Here is a 16,349-nt window from a genome sequence, read left to right as displayed (position 1 = left end):
TTAGGCTTCGAACGCCTGCGTTAACTGTTCCAGCTGTTCCTGCGCATCCAGCCAGGTCATTTCCGTCTCTTCCAGCGCGGATTTGGCCTGGCTTTGCTTTTGCAGGCAGTCGGTCAACTCGGCCTTGCGGCTGATGTCGTACAGCGCGGGATCCGCCAGCTGTTCCTCCACCGCCGCCAGTTCGGCGCCCAGTTTTTCCATCTGCTGTTCCAGCTTGGCGATCTGCTTGCGCAGCGGTTGGGTTTGCGTACGGAACTCCGCCTCGCGGCGTTTTTGATCCTTGCGCGCCTGCGCGCTGTTGCCGCCGCTCTCTTTTTCCGGCGCGTCCTGCTGGCTTTCCTGGCGCTGCAGGTCGACAAGCCACTGCTGATAATCGTCGAGATCGCCTTCGAAAGGCTCGACCTGGCCATCGTGCACCAGGTACAGATCGTCGGTGGTGGAGCGCAGCAGGTGACGGTCGTGCGATACCACCACCAACGCGCCTTCGAAATCGATCAGCGCCTCGGTCAGCGCCTGACGCATGTCGAGATCCAGATGGTTAGTCGGTTCATCGAGCAGCAGCAGGTTCGGGCGCTGCCAGACGATCAGCGCCAGCACCAGCCGCGCCTTCTCGCCGCCGGAGAAGCGTTCGGTGATTTCACTGACCTTGTCGCCCTGGAAGCCGAAACCGCCCAGATAATCGCGCAGCTGCTGCTCCAGCACCCTTGGGGCGATGCGGCTCAGGTGCTGCAGCGGCGATTCGTCGGCGCGCAAAAATTCCAGCTGATGCTGGGCGAAGTAACCCAGCTTGATGCCTTTCGCCAGGCCGATCTCGCCGCTCAGCGGCTCCAGGGTGCCGGCCAGCAGTTTGATCAGCGTCGATTTCCCGGCGCCGTTGCGGCCGAGCAGGCCAATGCGCGAGCCGGGCACCAGGTTCAGCTTGATTGACTTCAGGATCACTTTATCGCCATACCCGGCGCTGACTTTTTCCATGCGCAGCAGCGGGTTCGGCAGGCTTTCCGGCGGGCGGAAGCTGAAGGTGAACGGGTTGTCGACGTGCGCCGGGGCTATCAGCTCCATGCGCTCCAGCATCTTGATGCGGCTCTGCGCCTGTTTGGCCTTGGTGGCCTGCGCGCGGAAACGGTCGATATAGCTTTGCAGGTGCGCCACTTTCTCTTGCTGGTGCTGATACAGCGACTGCTGCTGCGCCAGCTTGGTAGCGCGCTGGCGTTCGAACGACGAGTAGTTGCCGGTGTACTCGTTCATCGTCTGCTGTTCGATATGCAGGATCTTGTCGACGATCGGATCGAGGAAGTCGCGGTCGTGCGAGATCAGCACCAGCGTGCCGGAATAGCTTTTCAGCCAGCGCTCCAGCCAGATCACCGCATCGAGATCCAGGTGGTTGGTCGGTTCGTCGAGCAGCAGCAGATCGGAACGGCACACCAGCGCCTGCGCCAGGTTGAGGCGCATGCGCCAGCCGCCGGAAAAGTCGCGCACCGGGCTTTGCAGCTGTTCGTTGGAGAAGCCGAGGCCGTGCAGCAGGCTGGCGGCGCGGGAACGGATGGTCCAGGCGTCGATGGCGTCCAGCTTGCCGTGCAGGGTGGCGATGGCGTGGCCGTCGTTGCGATCGTTGGCCGCCTGCAACTCGGCTTCAAGCTGGCGAAACTCGCGGTCGCCGTCGATAACATACTCGATCGCCGGCACGTCCAGCGCCGGCGTCTCCTGGTTGACCCAGGCCAGCGCCCAGTTGCCGGGGAAGGTGAAGCTGCCGCCGTCCGCCGCGATCTCGCCCTTCAGCAGCGACAACAGCGTGGATTTGCCGCAGCCGTTTTTGCCCACCAGGCCGACCTTCTGACCTGGATTAACCGTCGCCGTGGCGTTGTCCAGCAGGACGCGGATGCCGCGTCGGATTTGTAGCGAGGAGAATACAATCATAAAGCGCCGTATGTTCAGAGTATGTTAAATTATCATTAAGGTAACAGAACGCGCACCGCGCGCTGTTTTTGTCTTTGCGATGCATGGTAACGGAAAACCGCTACCCTGACGACGCTTTGGAGGGGAATGATGTCGCAGCCGCCCAAGGTCTTGCTGCTGTATGCCCATCCGGAATCTCATGACTCGGTGGCGAACCGGGTTTTGCTTCGACCGGCGCAGCAGTTGGAACATGTCACCGTGCACGATCTCTACGCGCACTATCCTGATTTTTTTATCGATATCCATCACGAACAACAGCTGCTGCGTGAGCACCAGGTCATCGTGTTTCAGCATCCTCTTTATACCTACAGCTGCCCGGCGCTGCTGAAGGAGTGGCTGGATCGCGTGCTGGCGCGCGGCTTCGCCAGCGGCGTGGGCGGCAATGCGCTGGCGGGCAAATACTGGCGCTCGGTGATCACCACCGGCGAGCCGGAAGGCGCCTACCGTACCGGCGGTTATAACCACTATCCGATGGAAGATATCCTGCGGCCGTTCGAGCTGACCGCCGGGATGTGCCATATGCATTGGTTGACGCCGTTCGTGGTGTATTGGGCGCGGCGGCAAAAGCCGGAGGTGCTGCGCAGCCATGCGGACGCCTACGGGGACTGGCTGAGCCACCCGCTGCCGCACGGAGGACGATGATCATGGAAGGATCGACCTTACTGACCGCCATTTTGCTGTTCCTGTTCGCCGCGGTGGTGACGGTGCCGATTGCCCGCCGTCTGGGGATCGGCGCGGTGCTGGGCTATCTGATCGCCGGTATCGCCATCGGCCCGTGGGGATTGGGCTTCATTCGCGACGTTGACGAGATCCTGCACTTCTCCGAGTTGGGCGTGGTGTTCCTGATGTTCATCATCGGCCTGGAGCTGAACCCCAGCAAGCTGTGGGAGCTGCGGCGCTCGATCTTCGGCGCCGGCGCCGGCCAGGTGTTGATCACCGCGGCGGTGCTGGGCGCGTTGCTGTACCTGACGCACTTCGCCTGGCAGGCGGCGGTGATAGGCGGTATCGGCCTGGCGATGTCTTCCACCGCCATGGCGCTGCAGCTGATGCGCGAAAAGGGCATGAATCGCAACGAAGGCGGGCAGCTGGGTTTCTCGGTGCTGCTGTTCCAGGATATGGCGGTGATCCCGGCGCTGGCGTTGATCCCCATTCTGGCCGGCGCCGGCGGCACCAGCGACGACTGGGCGAAGATCGCGCTCAAGGTGGCGGCGTTCGGCGGCATGCTGATCGGCGGCCGCTTCCTGCTGCGGCCGCTGTTCCGCTATATCGCCGCTTCCGGCGTGCGCGAGATCTTCACTGCCGCGGCGCTGTTGCTGGTGCTCGGCTCGGCGCTGTTTATGGAGACGCTTGGCCTGTCGATGGCGCTCGGCACCTTCATTGCCGGCGTGCTGCTGGCGGAGAGCGAATACCGCCACGAACTGGAGATCTCCATCGAGCCGTTTAAAGGGCTGCTGCTGGGACTGTTCTTTATCTCGGTGGGCATGGTGTTGAATATCGGCGTGCTCTACACCCATCTGGCCGAGGTGTTGATCGGCGTACTGGCGTTGGTGGCGGTGAAATCCGGCGTGCTCTACGGCGTGTCGCGCCTGTTCGGCCTGCGTAGTTCGGTGCGCCTGCAGTTTGCCGGCGTGCTCAGCCAGGGCGGTGAGTTTGCCTTCGTGCTGTTTTCTGCGGCGGGCGCGCAAAAGGTGCTGCAGCCGGATCAACTCTCTTTGCTGTTGGTGGTAGTGACGCTGTCGATGATGACCACACCGTTACTCATGCAGGCCATCGACCGCATTTTGGCGCGCCGCTATAACGCCAAAGGCGAAGACGAGGAGACGCCGTACGTAGAGGACGACGATCCTCAGGTGATCATCGTTGGCTTCGGGCGTTTCGGCCAGGTGATCGGCCGCCTGTTGATGGCCAACAAAATGCGCATTACCGTACTGGAACGCGACGTCAGCGCCGTCGGGGTGCTGCGGCGTTACGGATATCAGGTTTATTACGGCGACGCCACCGAGTTGGAGCTGTTGCGCGCGGCGGGCGCCGAAAAGGCCAAGTCGATCGTGATCACCTGCAATGAGCCGGAAGACACCATGGAGATCGTGCGGCTGTGCCAGCAGCACTTCCCGAATCTGAGTATTCTGGCGCGGGCACGCGGCCGCGTGGAGGCGCATGAGTTGCTGCAGGCGGGCGTGAAACAGTTCAGCCGCGAAACCTTCTCCAGCGCGCTGGAACTGGGGCGCAAGGCGTTGATGGAGTTGGGCATGCACCCCCATCAGGCCTTCCGCGCCCAGCAGCATTTCCGCCGCCTGGATATGCGCATGCTGCGTGAACTGATGCCGCCGCATCAGGGCGACGTGGCGCAAATTTCCCGCGTGAAAGAGGCGCGGCGCGAGCTGGAAGAGCTGTTCCATCGCGAAATGCAAAAAGAAAGTCGCCAGTTCGACGGCTGGGATGAATACGAATAAGCGGGAGCATAACGATGTCTGCAACACGTAAGAGATTTATCGCCGGGGCGGTGTGCCCAAGCTGTAGCGCCATGGATACGCTGGCGGTGTGGCGGGAGGATCAGGTGGAAGTGGTGGAGTGCGTCAAGTGCGGCCATCACCAGCGCCAGACCGAGCAACAGGTGGAAAAACACGTTCGCCCGCAAGAGCAGGTGATCGGCATTTTTCAGCCGAAGTAGCGTTTTTTTATCCCGGAGGGTACAGCGAGGCAGATTTCCGTTACAATCTGTCCGGAAAAGGCGCGCATCCCGATAACGGTGCGCGTCCTAGTAGCCAACGGTAGGAGATATCATGAAAGTAGCAAAAGACTTGGTGGTCAGCCTGGCTTACCAAGTACGTACAGAAGACGGTGTTTTGGTTGATGAGTCTCCGGTGAGCGCACCGCTGGACTATCTGCACGGGCATGGTTCTCTGATCGCAGGTCTGGAAAAAGCGCTCGAAGGCCACGACGTTGGCGATCGTTTTGACGTTCACGTCGGCGCGAACGACGCGTACGGCAACTACGACGAAAACCTGGTGCAGCGCGTACCGAAAGACGTCTTCATGGGCGTTGACGAACTGCAGGTCGGCATGCGTTTCCTGGCTGACACCGATCAGGGCCCGGTACCGGTTGAAATCACCGAAGTTGACGGCGACCACGTGGTGGTTGACGGCAACCACATGCTGGCCGGCCAAAACCTGAACTTCAACGTGGAAGTTGTCGCGATCCGCGAAGCGACCGCAGAAGAACTGGCACACGGTCACGTACACGGCGAGCACGACCATCACCACGAACACGGTGAAGGCTGCTGCGGCGGTCACGGCCACAGCCACGATCACGACCATGGTCACGACCACGGTAAAGGCGGTTGCGGTAACGGCGGTTGCGGCTGCCACTAAGCAGAACGCGATCACGAGACAAGAGGGCGGCCATCGGCTGCCCTTTTTTATGCGCGGCGCACCGGGCGCCGAACAGCACGACAGGACATGTCATGGCCACCATGAAAGACGTTGCGCGCCGCGCCGGCGTTTCCACGGCCACCGTCAGCCGGGTGATCAATAATACCGCCTACGTTGAGCCGGTGACCCGCGAACGCGTCGAGAAGGCGATGCGCGAGTTTAACTACCACCGTAACGCCGCCGCGCTGGCGTTGGCGAAAAGAAGCGGCAATATGCTGGGGTTGCTGACCGGCAACCTCGACGATCCGTTTTTTTCACGCCTGGCGCGGGGCGTGGAAGACATCACGCGACAGGCCGGCGTGCGTTTGATGCTGTGCAGCGGCGGGCATCAGGCCGAACTGGAAAAAAGCGGCCTCGACTTTCTCATCAATCAGGGATGCGAAGCCATCGTGGCGCACGTCACGCGCATGGGGGAGGAGGAGCTGCTGCGCTACGCCGCTCACGCGCCCGCGCTGGTGCTGATCAACCGCTACCTGCCCGCCATCGCTAACCGTTGCATCTGGCTCGACAACGCCAATGCGGCGCAGACGGCGACCAAGCTGCTCATTCGTCAGGGGCATCGGAGAATCGCCTGCGTGACAACGGATCTGCCGATCGACGACCGCGCGCAGCGGTTAGCGGGTTACCGCCAGGCCATGGCCGCCGGCGGCATTGAGGTGCCCGGCAGCTGGATCATCAGCGTGCCCTTCAATGAAAGAGGGGGCGAACTGGCGGCCGAGCGCGTTCTGGCCAGCGACCAACGCTTCACCGCCGCAGTGACGTTCAACGACGTGATGGCCGCCGGCATGATGCGCACCTGCCACCAACGGCAAGTCCAGTTGCCTGAAGCGCTGTCGATCGTCGGTTTTGACGACATTGCCCTGGCGAAATATCTCCACCCCGCGTTGACCACCGTGCATTACCCCATCGAGAAAATGGCCCGACGTGCCGCGCGTCTGGCGCTACAAATCCACAGCGGCAGCGACGTTGTGCCACGTAACAACCGCTTTTCGGCCGAACTTATCCTGCGAGACTCCGTCGCCGATGGTGAGAGGACTGAGCAAAGCAAGCGCGGCGAATGAGAGGCGGCTCACATAACGCCATCTCATGAAACCGATTACATGGCCAGTGGCCTGCGCTCACATCCTCCGATTACCGAAGCCATTACGCTGTTGCAGTACCCCCTCTTCAACAGGAGCCGTATATGGATAATAAGAAAACGCTCAACCTTGGGCTGGCGACGCTGCCGATTGTGGCCATGCTGTTGCTGCTCATCATCGGCTATGGCCAGTTTGGCCTGCGCATTGAACCGCTGCTGCTGGTTTCCGCCGCCATCGCCGCCGCGTTGGCCTGGTGGCAAGGCTACCGCTGGGATGACATCATCGGGGCCATCGTGGCCAAGCTGGCTAAGGCGATGCCGGTGATCATGATCCTGATCTGCGTGGGCGGGCTGATCGGCACCTGGATGATCAGCGGCACAATCCCTTACATGGTGTATTGGGGGCTGAAGCTGATTAGCCCCCAATACATTCTGATCGCCGCGTTCTTCATCACCAGCGTGATCTCGGTGTGCACCGGTACCTCGTGGGGGGCGGCCGGTACCGTGGGCGTGGCGCTGATGGGCGTGGCCGCCGGTCTGGACGTGCCGCTGGCCGCCGCGGCCGGGGCGGTGGTGTCCGGCGCCTACTTCGGCGACAAAATTTCCCCGTTGTCCGATTCGACGAACTTCGCGGCTATCGTCGCGGATACCGATCTCTACAGCCATATCCAGCATCTGATGTACACGACGCTGCCGAGCTTCATCCTGGCCGCCGTGGTGTACCTGATCGCCGGCCACACCGGCGCGGTGGGCAGCGTGGCAACGCCGGAAAAAGTGACCGAAATCGTCAGCGCGCTTGAGGGATTGTACCATTTCAATCTGCTGTTGATCCTGCCGCCGGTGCTGGTGCTGTGGGGCGCGGTGACCAAACGGCCGGTGATCCCCGTCATGCTGGCCGCCTGCGCGCTGGCGATCGCCATCGGCGTCGCGCTGCAGGGTTTTAGCCTGCAACAGGGGCTGAATGCGTTGATGGACGGTTTCAATCTGTCGATGTTCGCCAGCCAGGGCCATAACGTTGAAGGGATCGTCGCCGATGTGCCGCGCCTGCTGAACCGCGGCGGCATGTTCTCGATGATGAGTACGATCCTGCTGGTGTTCTGCGCCTTTTCCTTCGCCGGCGCCTTGACGCTGACCGGCGCGCTGACGGTGATCATCAGCCGGCTGCTGAAAGTGGTGCACACCACCGGCCAGCTGATCGCCGCTACCGTTGCCACCACCATCCTGGTGACCGGCGCGACCAGCGACGGCAAGCTGGCGCTGCTGATCCCGGCGGAGCTGTTCAAAGGGGCCTATCGACGCATGGGGCTGGACAACAAAAACCTGTCGCGCACCGTCGAAGATGCGGGCACCGTCATCGAGCCACTGATCCCGTGGACGGCCGCCGGTATTTACATGGCGACCACGCTAGGAGTGAGCACGCTCGATCTGCTGCCGTGGGCGATCCAATGTTATGTCGCAGTGGTGTTCGCCCTGATTTATGGCTTCACCGGCTTCGGTATCGCCAAACTCCAACCTCAGAACGACTTGCAGCGTAAGGAAGCCTGACATGACGAGTCATTTCAACGCCATCATCGATCGCCACAATACCGGCTCCGTGAAGTGGGACTTCATCGACCGCTATCTGCAACTGGACGGCAGCGAATTGTTGCCGATGTGGGTGTCCGATTTCGACTTTCCATGCCCGCCGGAGGTGCAACAGGCGCTGCATCAGCGGGTGGACCACGGCGTCTTTGGCTACAGCGAACGCGACGACGCCTACTACCAGGCGGCGATCGACTGGTTTGCCAAGCGGCACGACTTGCTGCTGCGGCGCGAGTGGTTCACGTCGATTGAAGGGGTGGTGCCGGGGTTGGCGATGCTGATCCAACTGCTCAGCAAGCCGGGGGACGGCGTGGTGGTGCAGGGGCCGTACTATGGCTCGTTCGCCAAGATAGTCACCATGAACGGCAGAGAGGTGATTGAAAATCCGCTGCTGGAAACCCCGCAGGGATACCGGATCGATTTCGACCAGCTGGCCGCCTGCCTGGCGCAGCGTAAACCGCCGCTGTTGTTGCTGTGCAATCCGCACAATCCGACCGGCCGTTGCTGGCGCCGCGAGGAACTGGAGCGGCTCATGGCGATCTGCCACGCCCACGATGTCACGGTGATCTCCGATGAAATTTGGGCCGATCTGCTGCTGCCCGGCGAGACGTTTACATCGGTGTTGCATCTGGACGAGGAATATCGTGAGCGGGTGATTGCGGCGACGTCCGCCAGCAAAACCTTCGGACTCTCTTCGCTGCGCATTTCGAATTTTCTGATCCCCAATGCCCGGCTGCGGCAGGCGTTTGTCGATCGGCTGAACGCCCACGGGCTGGATGTATTCAACGCGCTGTCGATGACGGCGGCGACCGCGGCCTATCAACGGGGCTCTGCCTGGCTTGATGAGCTGCTCGACTACCTGGCGGAGAATCGGCGCTGGTTTGAGCAGGCGTTGGCGGCCGCCGCGCCCTGGTGCACGATGACCCAGGCTGAAGGGACTTATCTCGCCTGGCTGGATTGCCGTGCACTGGGTTTGAACGATGCTGACTTACAGCAGGCGCTGGTGGCGGTGGCGAAGCTGGCGCCGTCGATGGGCAGCGGTTTCGGCCCGCAGGGGAGCGGTTTTATCCGCATCAACCTGGGGTGCCCGCGCCGCTATCTCGAGCGTGCCGTCGACGGGCTGGCACGCCTGAAATAACCGCGCAGCGGGCCCTCAATAGTGCGGCGGAGGGGTTTCTTCCGATTGCGAGGCGATCATTGAGGTTTGGGTCGAGCGCAGCTTGTCGGTCAACATGCGCAGGTGTTCGCGCATCTTCAGCATTTCCATTTGATGCTGGATGACGGTCTGGTTGAGCTCTTCGATGGTGAGCTCTTGGAAGGCCTGGCGGCTCTCCAGTTCTTCAAGCCGCTGTAGCAGGCGTTGAATGTCGGCGTTGTGCATGAGGCTACCTCTGACGCGATAAAATCCTGATTCGGCGTTATGGTAACAGCTGACGCCGGGTTTGCTCGCGCTATTTCTCCAGGCGGCGCGCAACGTTGCGATCGGCAGTGTAAAGTGCTGAAAAGTTGCACGCCCGATACGCCGTTTTTTGCTAACCTCGCCGAATATTCTGCAAGAAAAATCTGATTTATCATGCGAGTAGCACGCAGGGGGAAACTTCTTGGCAAAGCGGGAGTCACACTTTGACTCGATTGGTTACCTGTGCGACTGTTTTGTTTTGTTTCAGGCAGCTATAGTAGCCCGGTTATCTTACCTAATGATTGTTTGGGGCATTGCTTCAGACACTGGAGAAATGGATGAAATCTTTGTTTAAAGTCACGCTTCTGGCAACCACCATGGCTTTTGCTCTGAATGCGACCCAGGTCATGGCAGCCGATGCCGCCAAACCGGCAGAAGCCGCTAAACCAGCGGACGCGGCGGCAGCACCGAGCACCGGCAAGTTCAAAAACGACGACGAGCAAGCCGCTTACGCACTGGGCGCCTCTCTCGGCCGTTACATGGACAACTCTCTGAAAGAGCAAGAGAAGCTGGGCATCAAGCTGGACAAAGATCAGCTGATCGCCGGCGTTCAGGACGCGTTCGCCAACAAGAGCAAGCTGAACGACGCCGACATCGAGAAGACCCTTCAGGGCTTCGAAGCGCGCGTGAAGGCTTCTGCTCAGGCGAAGATGGAACAGGACGCCAAGGACAACGAAACCAAAGGCGCTAAGTACCGCGACAGCTTCGCGAAAGAAAAAGGCGTGAAGAAAACCGAATCCGGCCTGCTGTACCAGGTAGAGAAACCGGGCGCGGGTGAAGCACCGAAAGACAGCGACACTGTGGTAGTAAACTACAAAGGCACCCTGACCGACGGTACCGAGTTCGATAACTCCTACACCCGCGGCGAGCCGCTGTCGTTCCGTCTGGATGGCGTGATCCCGGGCTGGACCGAAGGCCTGAAGCACATCAAGAAAGGCGGCAAAATCAAGCTGGTGATCCCGCCGGCATTGGCCTACGGCAAAACCGGCGTTCCGGGCATCCCGGCTAACTCCACGCTGGTGTTCGACGTTGAGCTGCTGGACGTGAAAGCGGCGCCGAAAGCCGACGCTAAAGCCGAAAAATCGGCTGACGCGAAAGCAGACGCTAAAGCGAAATAATCTCGTCGCTCTGTTTGCCACCGCCGCGGATGCCCTCCGCGGCGGTTTTCATTTCGACCGCCGCCGCTTCTCTCTCCATTGAACGCTTGACGCCTGCCGGGCATCGGGCTTAACGTCAATACCACGCGCAAACGCAAGGACTTTACTCCGGCCGCTTTGCTAGACTAATAATTCTGACTTATCAGTCATGCGTCTGCCCCTTAGGGCGTGTACCTAAAATTGTTCCCGGCCGCCTCGCCCGCGGATGTCATCGTGCCGTTTATGCTGCTCTCAGCCAGCCGTGCTGCGGCGTGCCGACGACGGCAGCGATCCGGTCCGAGCGGTTTTAGCTGCGCCCCCTGGCACAGGCGATCTATGAGGGTGGTATCTTCGATGTCGAATTCGCTTTTATCCAGCGAAGCCAGCGAACTTGATTTGCTGAATGAACGTCCGTTTACTCAAACGGATCATGAAATCCTGAAATCCTATGAAGCGGTGGTCGATGGGCTGGCGATGTTGATCGGCGGCCACTGCGAGATCGTATTGCACGCGCTGGAAGACCTGAACAGTTCGGCGGTGCGCATCGCCAACGGGGAACATACCGGGCGTAAAATCGGTTCGCCGATCACCGACCTGGCGCTGCGCATGCTGCACGACATGGCTGGCGACGACAGCAGCGTGTCGAAAGCCTACTTCACCCGCGCCAAGAGCGGCGTGCTGATGAAGTCGGTGACCATCGCCATTCGCAATCGCGAACAGCGGGTAATCGGCCTGCTGTGCATCAACATGAACCTCGATGTGCCGTTCTCGCAGATTATGCAGACCTTTATGCCGCCGGCCACGCAGGACGTGCCGTCGTCGGTGAATTTCGCCTCTTCAGTCGACGATCTGGTGGCGCAGACGCTGGAGTTCACCATCGAAGAGGTGAATGCCGATCGCTCGGTATCCAATAACGCCAAGAACCGCCAGGTAGTGCTAAACCTCTATGAGAAAGGCATCTTCGACATCAAGGATGCGATCAATCAGGTGGCGGATCGCCTGAATATCTCCAAACACACCGTGTATTTGTATATTCGCCAGTTCAAGAGCGGCGATCTGTTGGGAAGCGACCGTTGATGCTCGATTATTGTCTGTTGGTCACCGGCCCGGCTTACGGCACGCAGCAGGCCAGCAGCGCCTATCAGTTCGCTCAGGCCCTGCTGGCGAAAGGGCACCGGCTTTCCAGCGTCTTTTTCTACCGCGAAGGGGTGTTGAACGCCAACCAGCTGACCGCGCCCGCCAGCGATGAGTTCGACCTGGTGCGCGGTTGGGCGCAGCTGGCTCAGCAACACGGCGTGGCGCTCAACGTCTGCGTGGCCGCCGCGTTGCGCCGCGGCGTCACCGACGAGCAGGAGGCGGCGCAGCAGGGGCTGGCAAGCGCCAACCTGCAGCCCGGTTTTACCCTGAGCGGGCTGGGTTCCCTGGCCGAAGCGTCGCTAAGTTGCGACCGTCTGGTGCAGTTCTGAGGATAGGATGAAACGAGTCGCTTTTGTTTTCACCCATGGGCCGCACGGCGGCGCCAGCGGCAGGGAAGGGCTGGATGCGCTGCTCGCCACGTCGGCGCTCAGTGAAGATGTGGGGGTGTTTTTTGTCGGCGATGGCGTATTGCAGCTGTTGCCGGGCCAACAGCCGGAAAAGATTTTGGCGCGCAATTACATTGCCACCTTTGGCGTGCTGCCGCTGTATGACGTGGAGCGGTGCTATCTGTGCCAGGCTTCACTGCAGGAACGCGGACTGAGCCAGGTGACCGATTGGGTGCTGGACGCCGAGGTGCTGGCGCCGGACGAACTGCGCCGCGAACTGGACGGCTACGACGCCGTGATGACGTTTTAGGATCCTCTGATGCTGTATACCCTGAGCCATTCGCCAAACCAATGTGACCTGCCTGCGCTGCTGCGCCTGACGGCGCAGGGCGACGCGCTGTTGCTGCTGCAGGACGGCGTGCTGGCAGGCCTTGCTGGCAGCGCTCATCTTGAATTGCTGCTCGCCGCCCCCATATCCCTTTATGCGCTGCAGGACGACCTGGAAGCCCGGGGATTGGTTGGTCATTTTTCGCACAAAATCACTGTCGTCGGCTATAATCACTTCGTTGAATTAACCGAACAACACCGCAGCCAAATGGCCTGGTGATGAGAGTGATGTTGTATATTTCTTGACACCCATACTGGTCAGCCATAAAATTCTGCGTCCTCGTACTTTGCCAGTAGTGCATACGAGGGGATTTATCACATGTTTACGAAGCTAGTACGAAGCAAAAACCAGGAGCTTTTTTAATGGCAACAATTAACCAGCTGGTTCGCAAACCACGCTCTGTGAAGGCTGCTAAAAGCAACGTTCCAGCGCTGGAAGCCTGCCCGCAGAAACGTGGCGTATGCACCCGCGTATATACCACTACCCCGAAAAAACCAAACTCCGCACTGCGTAAAGTTTGCCGTGTGCGTTTGACCAACGGTTTCGAAGTGACTTCCTACATCGGTGGCGAAGGCCACAACCTGCAGGAACACTCCGTAATCCTGATCCGTGGCGGTCGTGTAAAAGACTTGCCAGGTGTGCGTTACCACACCGTCCGTGGTGCACTTGACTGCTCCGGTGTTAAAGACCGTAAGCAAGCTCGTTCCAAGTACGGCGTGAAGAAGCCAAAGGCTTAATGGTTCTCCGTTAAGTAAGGCCAAACGTTTTAACTTTAATGTCAAAATAAACTCGTAGAGTTTTGGACAATCCTGAATTAACAACGGAGTATTTCCATGCCACGTCGTCGCGTAATCGGCCAACGTAAAATCCTGCCAGATCCTAAGTTCGGATCTGAGCTGCTGGCCAAATTTGTAAATATCCTGATGGTAGACGGTAAAAAATCTACTGCAGAAGCAATCGTCTATACCGCGCTGGAGACCCTGGCTCAGCGTTCTGGTAAAGATCACCTGGAAGCTTTCGAAGTCGCTCTCGACAACGTTCGCCCGACTGTAGAAGTTAAGTCGCGTCGCGTTGGCGGTTCTACTTATCAGGTACCAGTTGAAGTCCGCCCGGTTCGTCGTAATGCTCTGGCAATGCGTTGGATCGTTGATGCTGCACGTAAACGCGGTGATAAATCCATGGCTCTGCGCCTGGCGAACGAGCTGTCTGACGCAGCAGAGAACAAAGGTTCTGCTGTTAAGAAGCGTGAAGACGTTCACCGTATGGCCGAAGCCAACAAGGCGTTCGCCCACTACCGCTGGTAATCATCCGGCTGTAGTCATGCTAACCAAGCGGGCGCGTCAAATCGGCCCGCTTGGGTTAACTGAACTTGAACGCCCTAGGAATAGAGGAATCAAATGGCTCGTACAACACCCATTGCACGCTACCGTAACATCGGTATCAGTGCTCACATCGACGCCGGTAAAACCACCACTACCGAACGTATTCTGTTCTACACCGGTGTAAACCACAAAATCGGTGAAGTTCATGACGGCGCTGCCACCATGGACTGGATGGAACAGGAGCAGGAGCGTGGTATTACCATCACTTCTGCAGCGACTACTGCCTTCTGGTCTGGTATGGCCAAGCAGTTCGAACCGCATCGCGTAAACATCATCGACACCCCAGGGCACGTTGACTTCACCATCGAAGTAGAACGTTCCATGCGTGTGCTGGATGGCGCGGTAATGGTTTACTGTGCTGTTGGTGGTGTTCAGCCACAGTCTGAAACCGTATGGCGTCAGGCTAACAAATACAAAGTGCCACGTATCGCGTTCGTTAACAAAATGGACCGTATGGGCGCTAACTTCCTGAAAGTTGTAGGCCAGATCAAAACTCGTCTGGGCGCCAACCCTGTTCCTCTGCAGCTGGCTATCGGCGCAGAAGACAAATTCACCGGCGTTATCGACCTGGTGAAGATGAAGGCGATCAACTGGAACGAAGAAGACGCAGGCGTAACCTTCGAATACGAAGACGTGCCGGCTGACATGATGGATCTGGCTGAAGAATGGCGCCAGAACCTGATCGAGTCCGCTGCGGAAGCTTCCGAAGAGCTGATGGAAAAATACCTGGGCGGCGAAGAGCTGACCGAGGAAGAAATCAAATCCGCTCTGCGTCAGCGCGTGCTGAACAACGAAATCATCCTGGTTACCTGTGGTTCTGCGTTCAAGAACAAAGGCGTACAGGCGATGCTGGATGCGGTAATCGAATACCTGCCGGCACCAACTGACGTTCCTGCGATCAACGGTATCCTGGACGATGGCAAAGATACTCCGGCTGAACGTCACGCAAGTGATGACGAGCCGTTCTCTGCGCTGGCGTTCAAAATCGCTACCGACCCGTTTGTGGGTAACCTGACCTTCTTCCGCGTGTACTCCGGCGTTGTTAACTCCGGCGACACCGTGCTGAACTCCGTTAAGGCTGCGCGCGAGCGTTTCGGCCGTATCGTTCAGATGCACGCCAACAAGCGTGAAGAGATCAAAGAAGTTCGCGCAGGCGACATCGCCGCTGCGATCGGTCTGAAAGACGTGACCACCGGGGACACCCTGTGTGATCCAGACTCTCCAATCATCCTGGAGCGTATGGAATTCCCTGAGCCGGTAATCTCTATCGCCGTTGAACCAAAAACCAAAGCTGACCAGGAAAAAATGGGTCTGGCTCTGGGCCGTCTGGCTAAAGAAGACCCGTCATTCCGCGTATGGACTGACGAAGAGTCTAACCAGACCATCATCGCCGGTATGGGTGAACTGCACCTCGACATCATCGTTGACCGCATGAAGCGTGAATTCAACGTTGAAGCTAACGTGGGCAAACCTCAGGTAGCTTACCGCGAAGCGATTCGCGCGAAGATTACCGATGTTGAAGGTAAGCACGCCAAGCAGTCTGGTGGTCGCGGTCAGTACGGTCACGTTGTGATCGACATGTACCCACTGGAGCCGGGCTCTAACCCGAAAGGTTACGAGTTCATCAACGACATCAAAGGTGGTGTAATTCCTGGCGAATACATCCCTGCCGTTGATAAAGGCATCCAGGAGCAGCTGAAGTCTGGTCCGTTGGCTGGTTACCCGGTAGTAGACATGGGTATTCGTCTGCACTTCGGTTCTTACCACGACGTTGACTCCTCTGAACTGGCGTTTAAACTGGCCGCGTCTATCGCCTTTAAAGAAGGCTTTAAGAAAGCGAAACCAGTTCTGCTTGAGCCTATCATGAAGGTTGAAGTTGAGACTCCAGAAGAGAACACCGGTGACGTTATCGGTGACTTGAGCCGTCGTCGCGGCATGCTGCGTGGTCAGGAATCTGAAGTGACTGGCGTTAAGATCCACGCTGAAGTACCGTTGTCCGAAATGTTCGGCTACGCAACTCAGCTGCGTTCTCTGACTAAAGGTCGCGCATCATACACCATGGAATTCCTGAAGTATGATGATGCACCGAACAACGTCGCTCAGGCCGTAATCGAAGCCCGTGGCAAATAAGCCGCAGGGTTAAAACCAAAGTCCCGTGCTCTCTCCAGAAGGGGAGAGCGCTATAGTAAGGAATATAGCCGTGTCTAAAGAAAAATTTGAACGTACAAAACCGCACGTTAACGTTGGTACTATCGGCCACGTTGACCACGGTAAAACTACCCTGACTGCAGCGATCACCACCGTACTGGCTAAAACCTACGGCGGTTCTGCACGTGCTTTCGACCAGATCGATAACGCGCCAGAAGAAAAAGCTCGTGGTATCACCATCAACACCTCCCACGTTGAGTATGACACCCC

18 protein-coding genes are annotated in these 16,349 nt (G+C 58.9%); 16 read left to right on the top strand and 2 right to left on the bottom strand.

The window, feature by feature from the left end; all coding sequences use genetic code 11:
* Entirely contained in the window at positions 1 to 1,914 is a 1,914-nt protein-coding gene (locus ACJ8IJ_RS21635; protein WP_442518900.1) for an ABC transporter ATP-binding protein, read from the bottom strand.
* Between the two features lie 129 nt (positions 1,915 to 2,043).
* On the opposite strand from ACJ8IJ_RS21635, the gene kefG reads away from it, so the two are divergent.
* The 7 genes from kefG (at position 2,044) to ACJ8IJ_RS21600 (ending at position 9,181) form a co-directional block, all read left to right on the top strand.
* Entirely contained in the window at positions 2,044 to 2,595 is a 552-nt protein-coding gene (gene kefG, locus ACJ8IJ_RS21630) for a glutathione-regulated potassium-efflux system ancillary protein KefG (RefSeq protein WP_004930395.1), read from the top strand.
* A gap of 2 nt (positions 2,596 to 2,597) precedes the next feature.
* Positions 2,598 to 4,406, top strand: a complete 1,809-nt coding sequence (kefB, locus tag ACJ8IJ_RS21625) for a glutathione-regulated potassium-efflux system protein KefB (RefSeq protein WP_015379275.1) — start codon at positions 2,598 to 2,600, stop codon at positions 4,404 to 4,406.
* 14 nt (positions 4,407 to 4,420) lie between these two features.
* Positions 4,421 to 4,624, top strand: a complete 204-nt coding sequence (locus ACJ8IJ_RS21620) for a YheV family putative zinc ribbon protein (RefSeq protein ID WP_015379274.1) — start codon at positions 4,421 to 4,423, stop codon at positions 4,622 to 4,624.
* Between the two features lie 112 nt (positions 4,625 to 4,736).
* Positions 4,737 to 5,324, top strand: a complete 588-nt coding sequence (slyD, locus tag ACJ8IJ_RS21615; RefSeq protein WP_004930407.1) for a peptidylprolyl isomerase — start codon at positions 4,737 to 4,739, stop codon at positions 5,322 to 5,324.
* A 92-nt stretch (positions 5,325 to 5,416) separates the two neighbouring features.
* Positions 5,417 to 6,445: a LacI family DNA-binding transcriptional regulator gene (locus ACJ8IJ_RS21610; protein WP_004930409.1), complete on the top strand. Its 1,029-nt coding sequence runs from the start codon at positions 5,417 to 5,419 to the stop codon at positions 6,443 to 6,445.
* Positions 6,446 to 6,567: 122 nt separating this feature from the next.
* A complete protein-coding gene (gene nhaC, locus ACJ8IJ_RS21605) occupies positions 6,568 to 8,007 on the top strand; it encodes a Na+/H+ antiporter NhaC (RefSeq protein ID WP_044029964.1) in 1,440 nt (479 codons plus the stop codon).
* Between the two features lies 1 nt (position 8,008).
* On the top strand, positions 8,009 to 9,181 hold the full coding sequence (locus ACJ8IJ_RS21600) for a MalY/PatB family protein (RefSeq protein WP_442518899.1): 1,173 nt from the start codon (positions 8,009 to 8,011) through the stop codon (positions 9,179 to 9,181).
* 15 nt (positions 9,182 to 9,196) lie between these two features.
* Here ACJ8IJ_RS21600 and ACJ8IJ_RS21595 read toward each other — a convergent pair whose 3' ends face one another.
* Positions 9,197 to 9,424 carry a SlyX family protein gene (locus ACJ8IJ_RS21595; protein WP_004930414.1) on the bottom strand — a complete coding sequence of 76 codons (228 nt, stop codon included), beginning with the start codon at positions 9,422 to 9,424 and terminating at the stop codon, positions 9,197 to 9,199.
* Between the two features lie 356 nt (positions 9,425 to 9,780).
* Between ACJ8IJ_RS21595 and fkpA the strand changes: the two genes are divergently transcribed.
* The 9 genes from fkpA to ACJ8IJ_RS21550 form a co-directional block, all read left to right on the top strand.
* Positions 9,781 to 10,620, top strand: coding sequence for an FKBP-type peptidyl-prolyl cis-trans isomerase (fkpA, locus tag ACJ8IJ_RS21590; RefSeq protein WP_015379270.1), 840 nt, complete (start codon positions 9,781 to 9,783; stop codon positions 10,618 to 10,620).
* Positions 10,621 to 10,992: 372 nt separating this feature from the next.
* Complete coding sequence (locus ACJ8IJ_RS21585) at positions 10,993 to 11,715, top strand: helix-turn-helix transcriptional regulator (protein ID WP_004930418.1); 723 nt, start codon at positions 10,993 to 10,995, stop codon at positions 11,713 to 11,715.
* Entirely contained in the window at positions 11,715 to 12,104 is a 390-nt protein-coding gene (gene tusD / locus ACJ8IJ_RS21580) for a sulfurtransferase complex subunit TusD (protein ID WP_015379269.1), read from the top strand. The genes ACJ8IJ_RS21585 and tusD overlap by 1 nt, the downstream gene beginning before the upstream one ends.
* A 7-nt stretch (positions 12,105 to 12,111) precedes the next feature.
* Positions 12,112 to 12,471 carry a sulfurtransferase complex subunit TusC gene (gene tusC, locus ACJ8IJ_RS21575; protein WP_044029960.1) on the top strand — a complete coding sequence of 120 codons (360 nt, stop codon included), beginning with the start codon at positions 12,112 to 12,114 and terminating at the stop codon, positions 12,469 to 12,471.
* Positions 12,472 to 12,480: 9 nt separating this feature from the next.
* Positions 12,481 to 12,768 carry a sulfurtransferase complex subunit TusB gene (tusB, locus tag ACJ8IJ_RS21570; protein ID WP_004930424.1) on the top strand — a complete coding sequence of 96 codons (288 nt, stop codon included), beginning with the start codon at positions 12,481 to 12,483 and terminating at the stop codon, positions 12,766 to 12,768.
* 143 nt (positions 12,769 to 12,911) lie between these two features.
* On the top strand, positions 12,912 to 13,286 hold the full coding sequence (gene rpsL, locus ACJ8IJ_RS21565; protein ID WP_004930426.1) for a 30S ribosomal protein S12: 375 nt from the start codon (positions 12,912 to 12,914) through the stop codon (positions 13,284 to 13,286).
* A gap of 96 nt (positions 13,287 to 13,382) precedes the next feature.
* Positions 13,383 to 13,853, top strand: coding sequence for a 30S ribosomal protein S7 (rpsG, locus tag ACJ8IJ_RS21560; protein ID WP_004956203.1), 471 nt, complete (start codon positions 13,383 to 13,385; stop codon positions 13,851 to 13,853).
* Positions 13,854 to 13,946: 93 nt separating this feature from the next.
* Positions 13,947 to 16,061 carry an elongation factor G gene (gene fusA, locus ACJ8IJ_RS21555; protein WP_004930429.1) on the top strand — a complete coding sequence of 705 codons (2,115 nt, stop codon included), beginning with the start codon at positions 13,947 to 13,949 and terminating at the stop codon, positions 16,059 to 16,061.
* Positions 16,062 to 16,131: 70 nt separating this feature from the next.
* The coding region (locus tag ACJ8IJ_RS21550) for a GTP-binding protein (protein ID WP_045142993.1) at positions 16,132 to 16,349 on the top strand (218 nt) is incomplete at its 3' end.

Source organism: Serratia sp. CY40230 (assembly GCF_052168835.1).
Taxonomy (GTDB): domain Bacteria; phylum Pseudomonadota; class Gammaproteobacteria; order Enterobacterales; family Enterobacteriaceae; genus Serratia; species Serratia nematodiphila.
The sequence above is the reverse complement of the archived record's forward strand: the minus strand, read 5'-3'. Positions and strand labels throughout refer to the sequence as shown.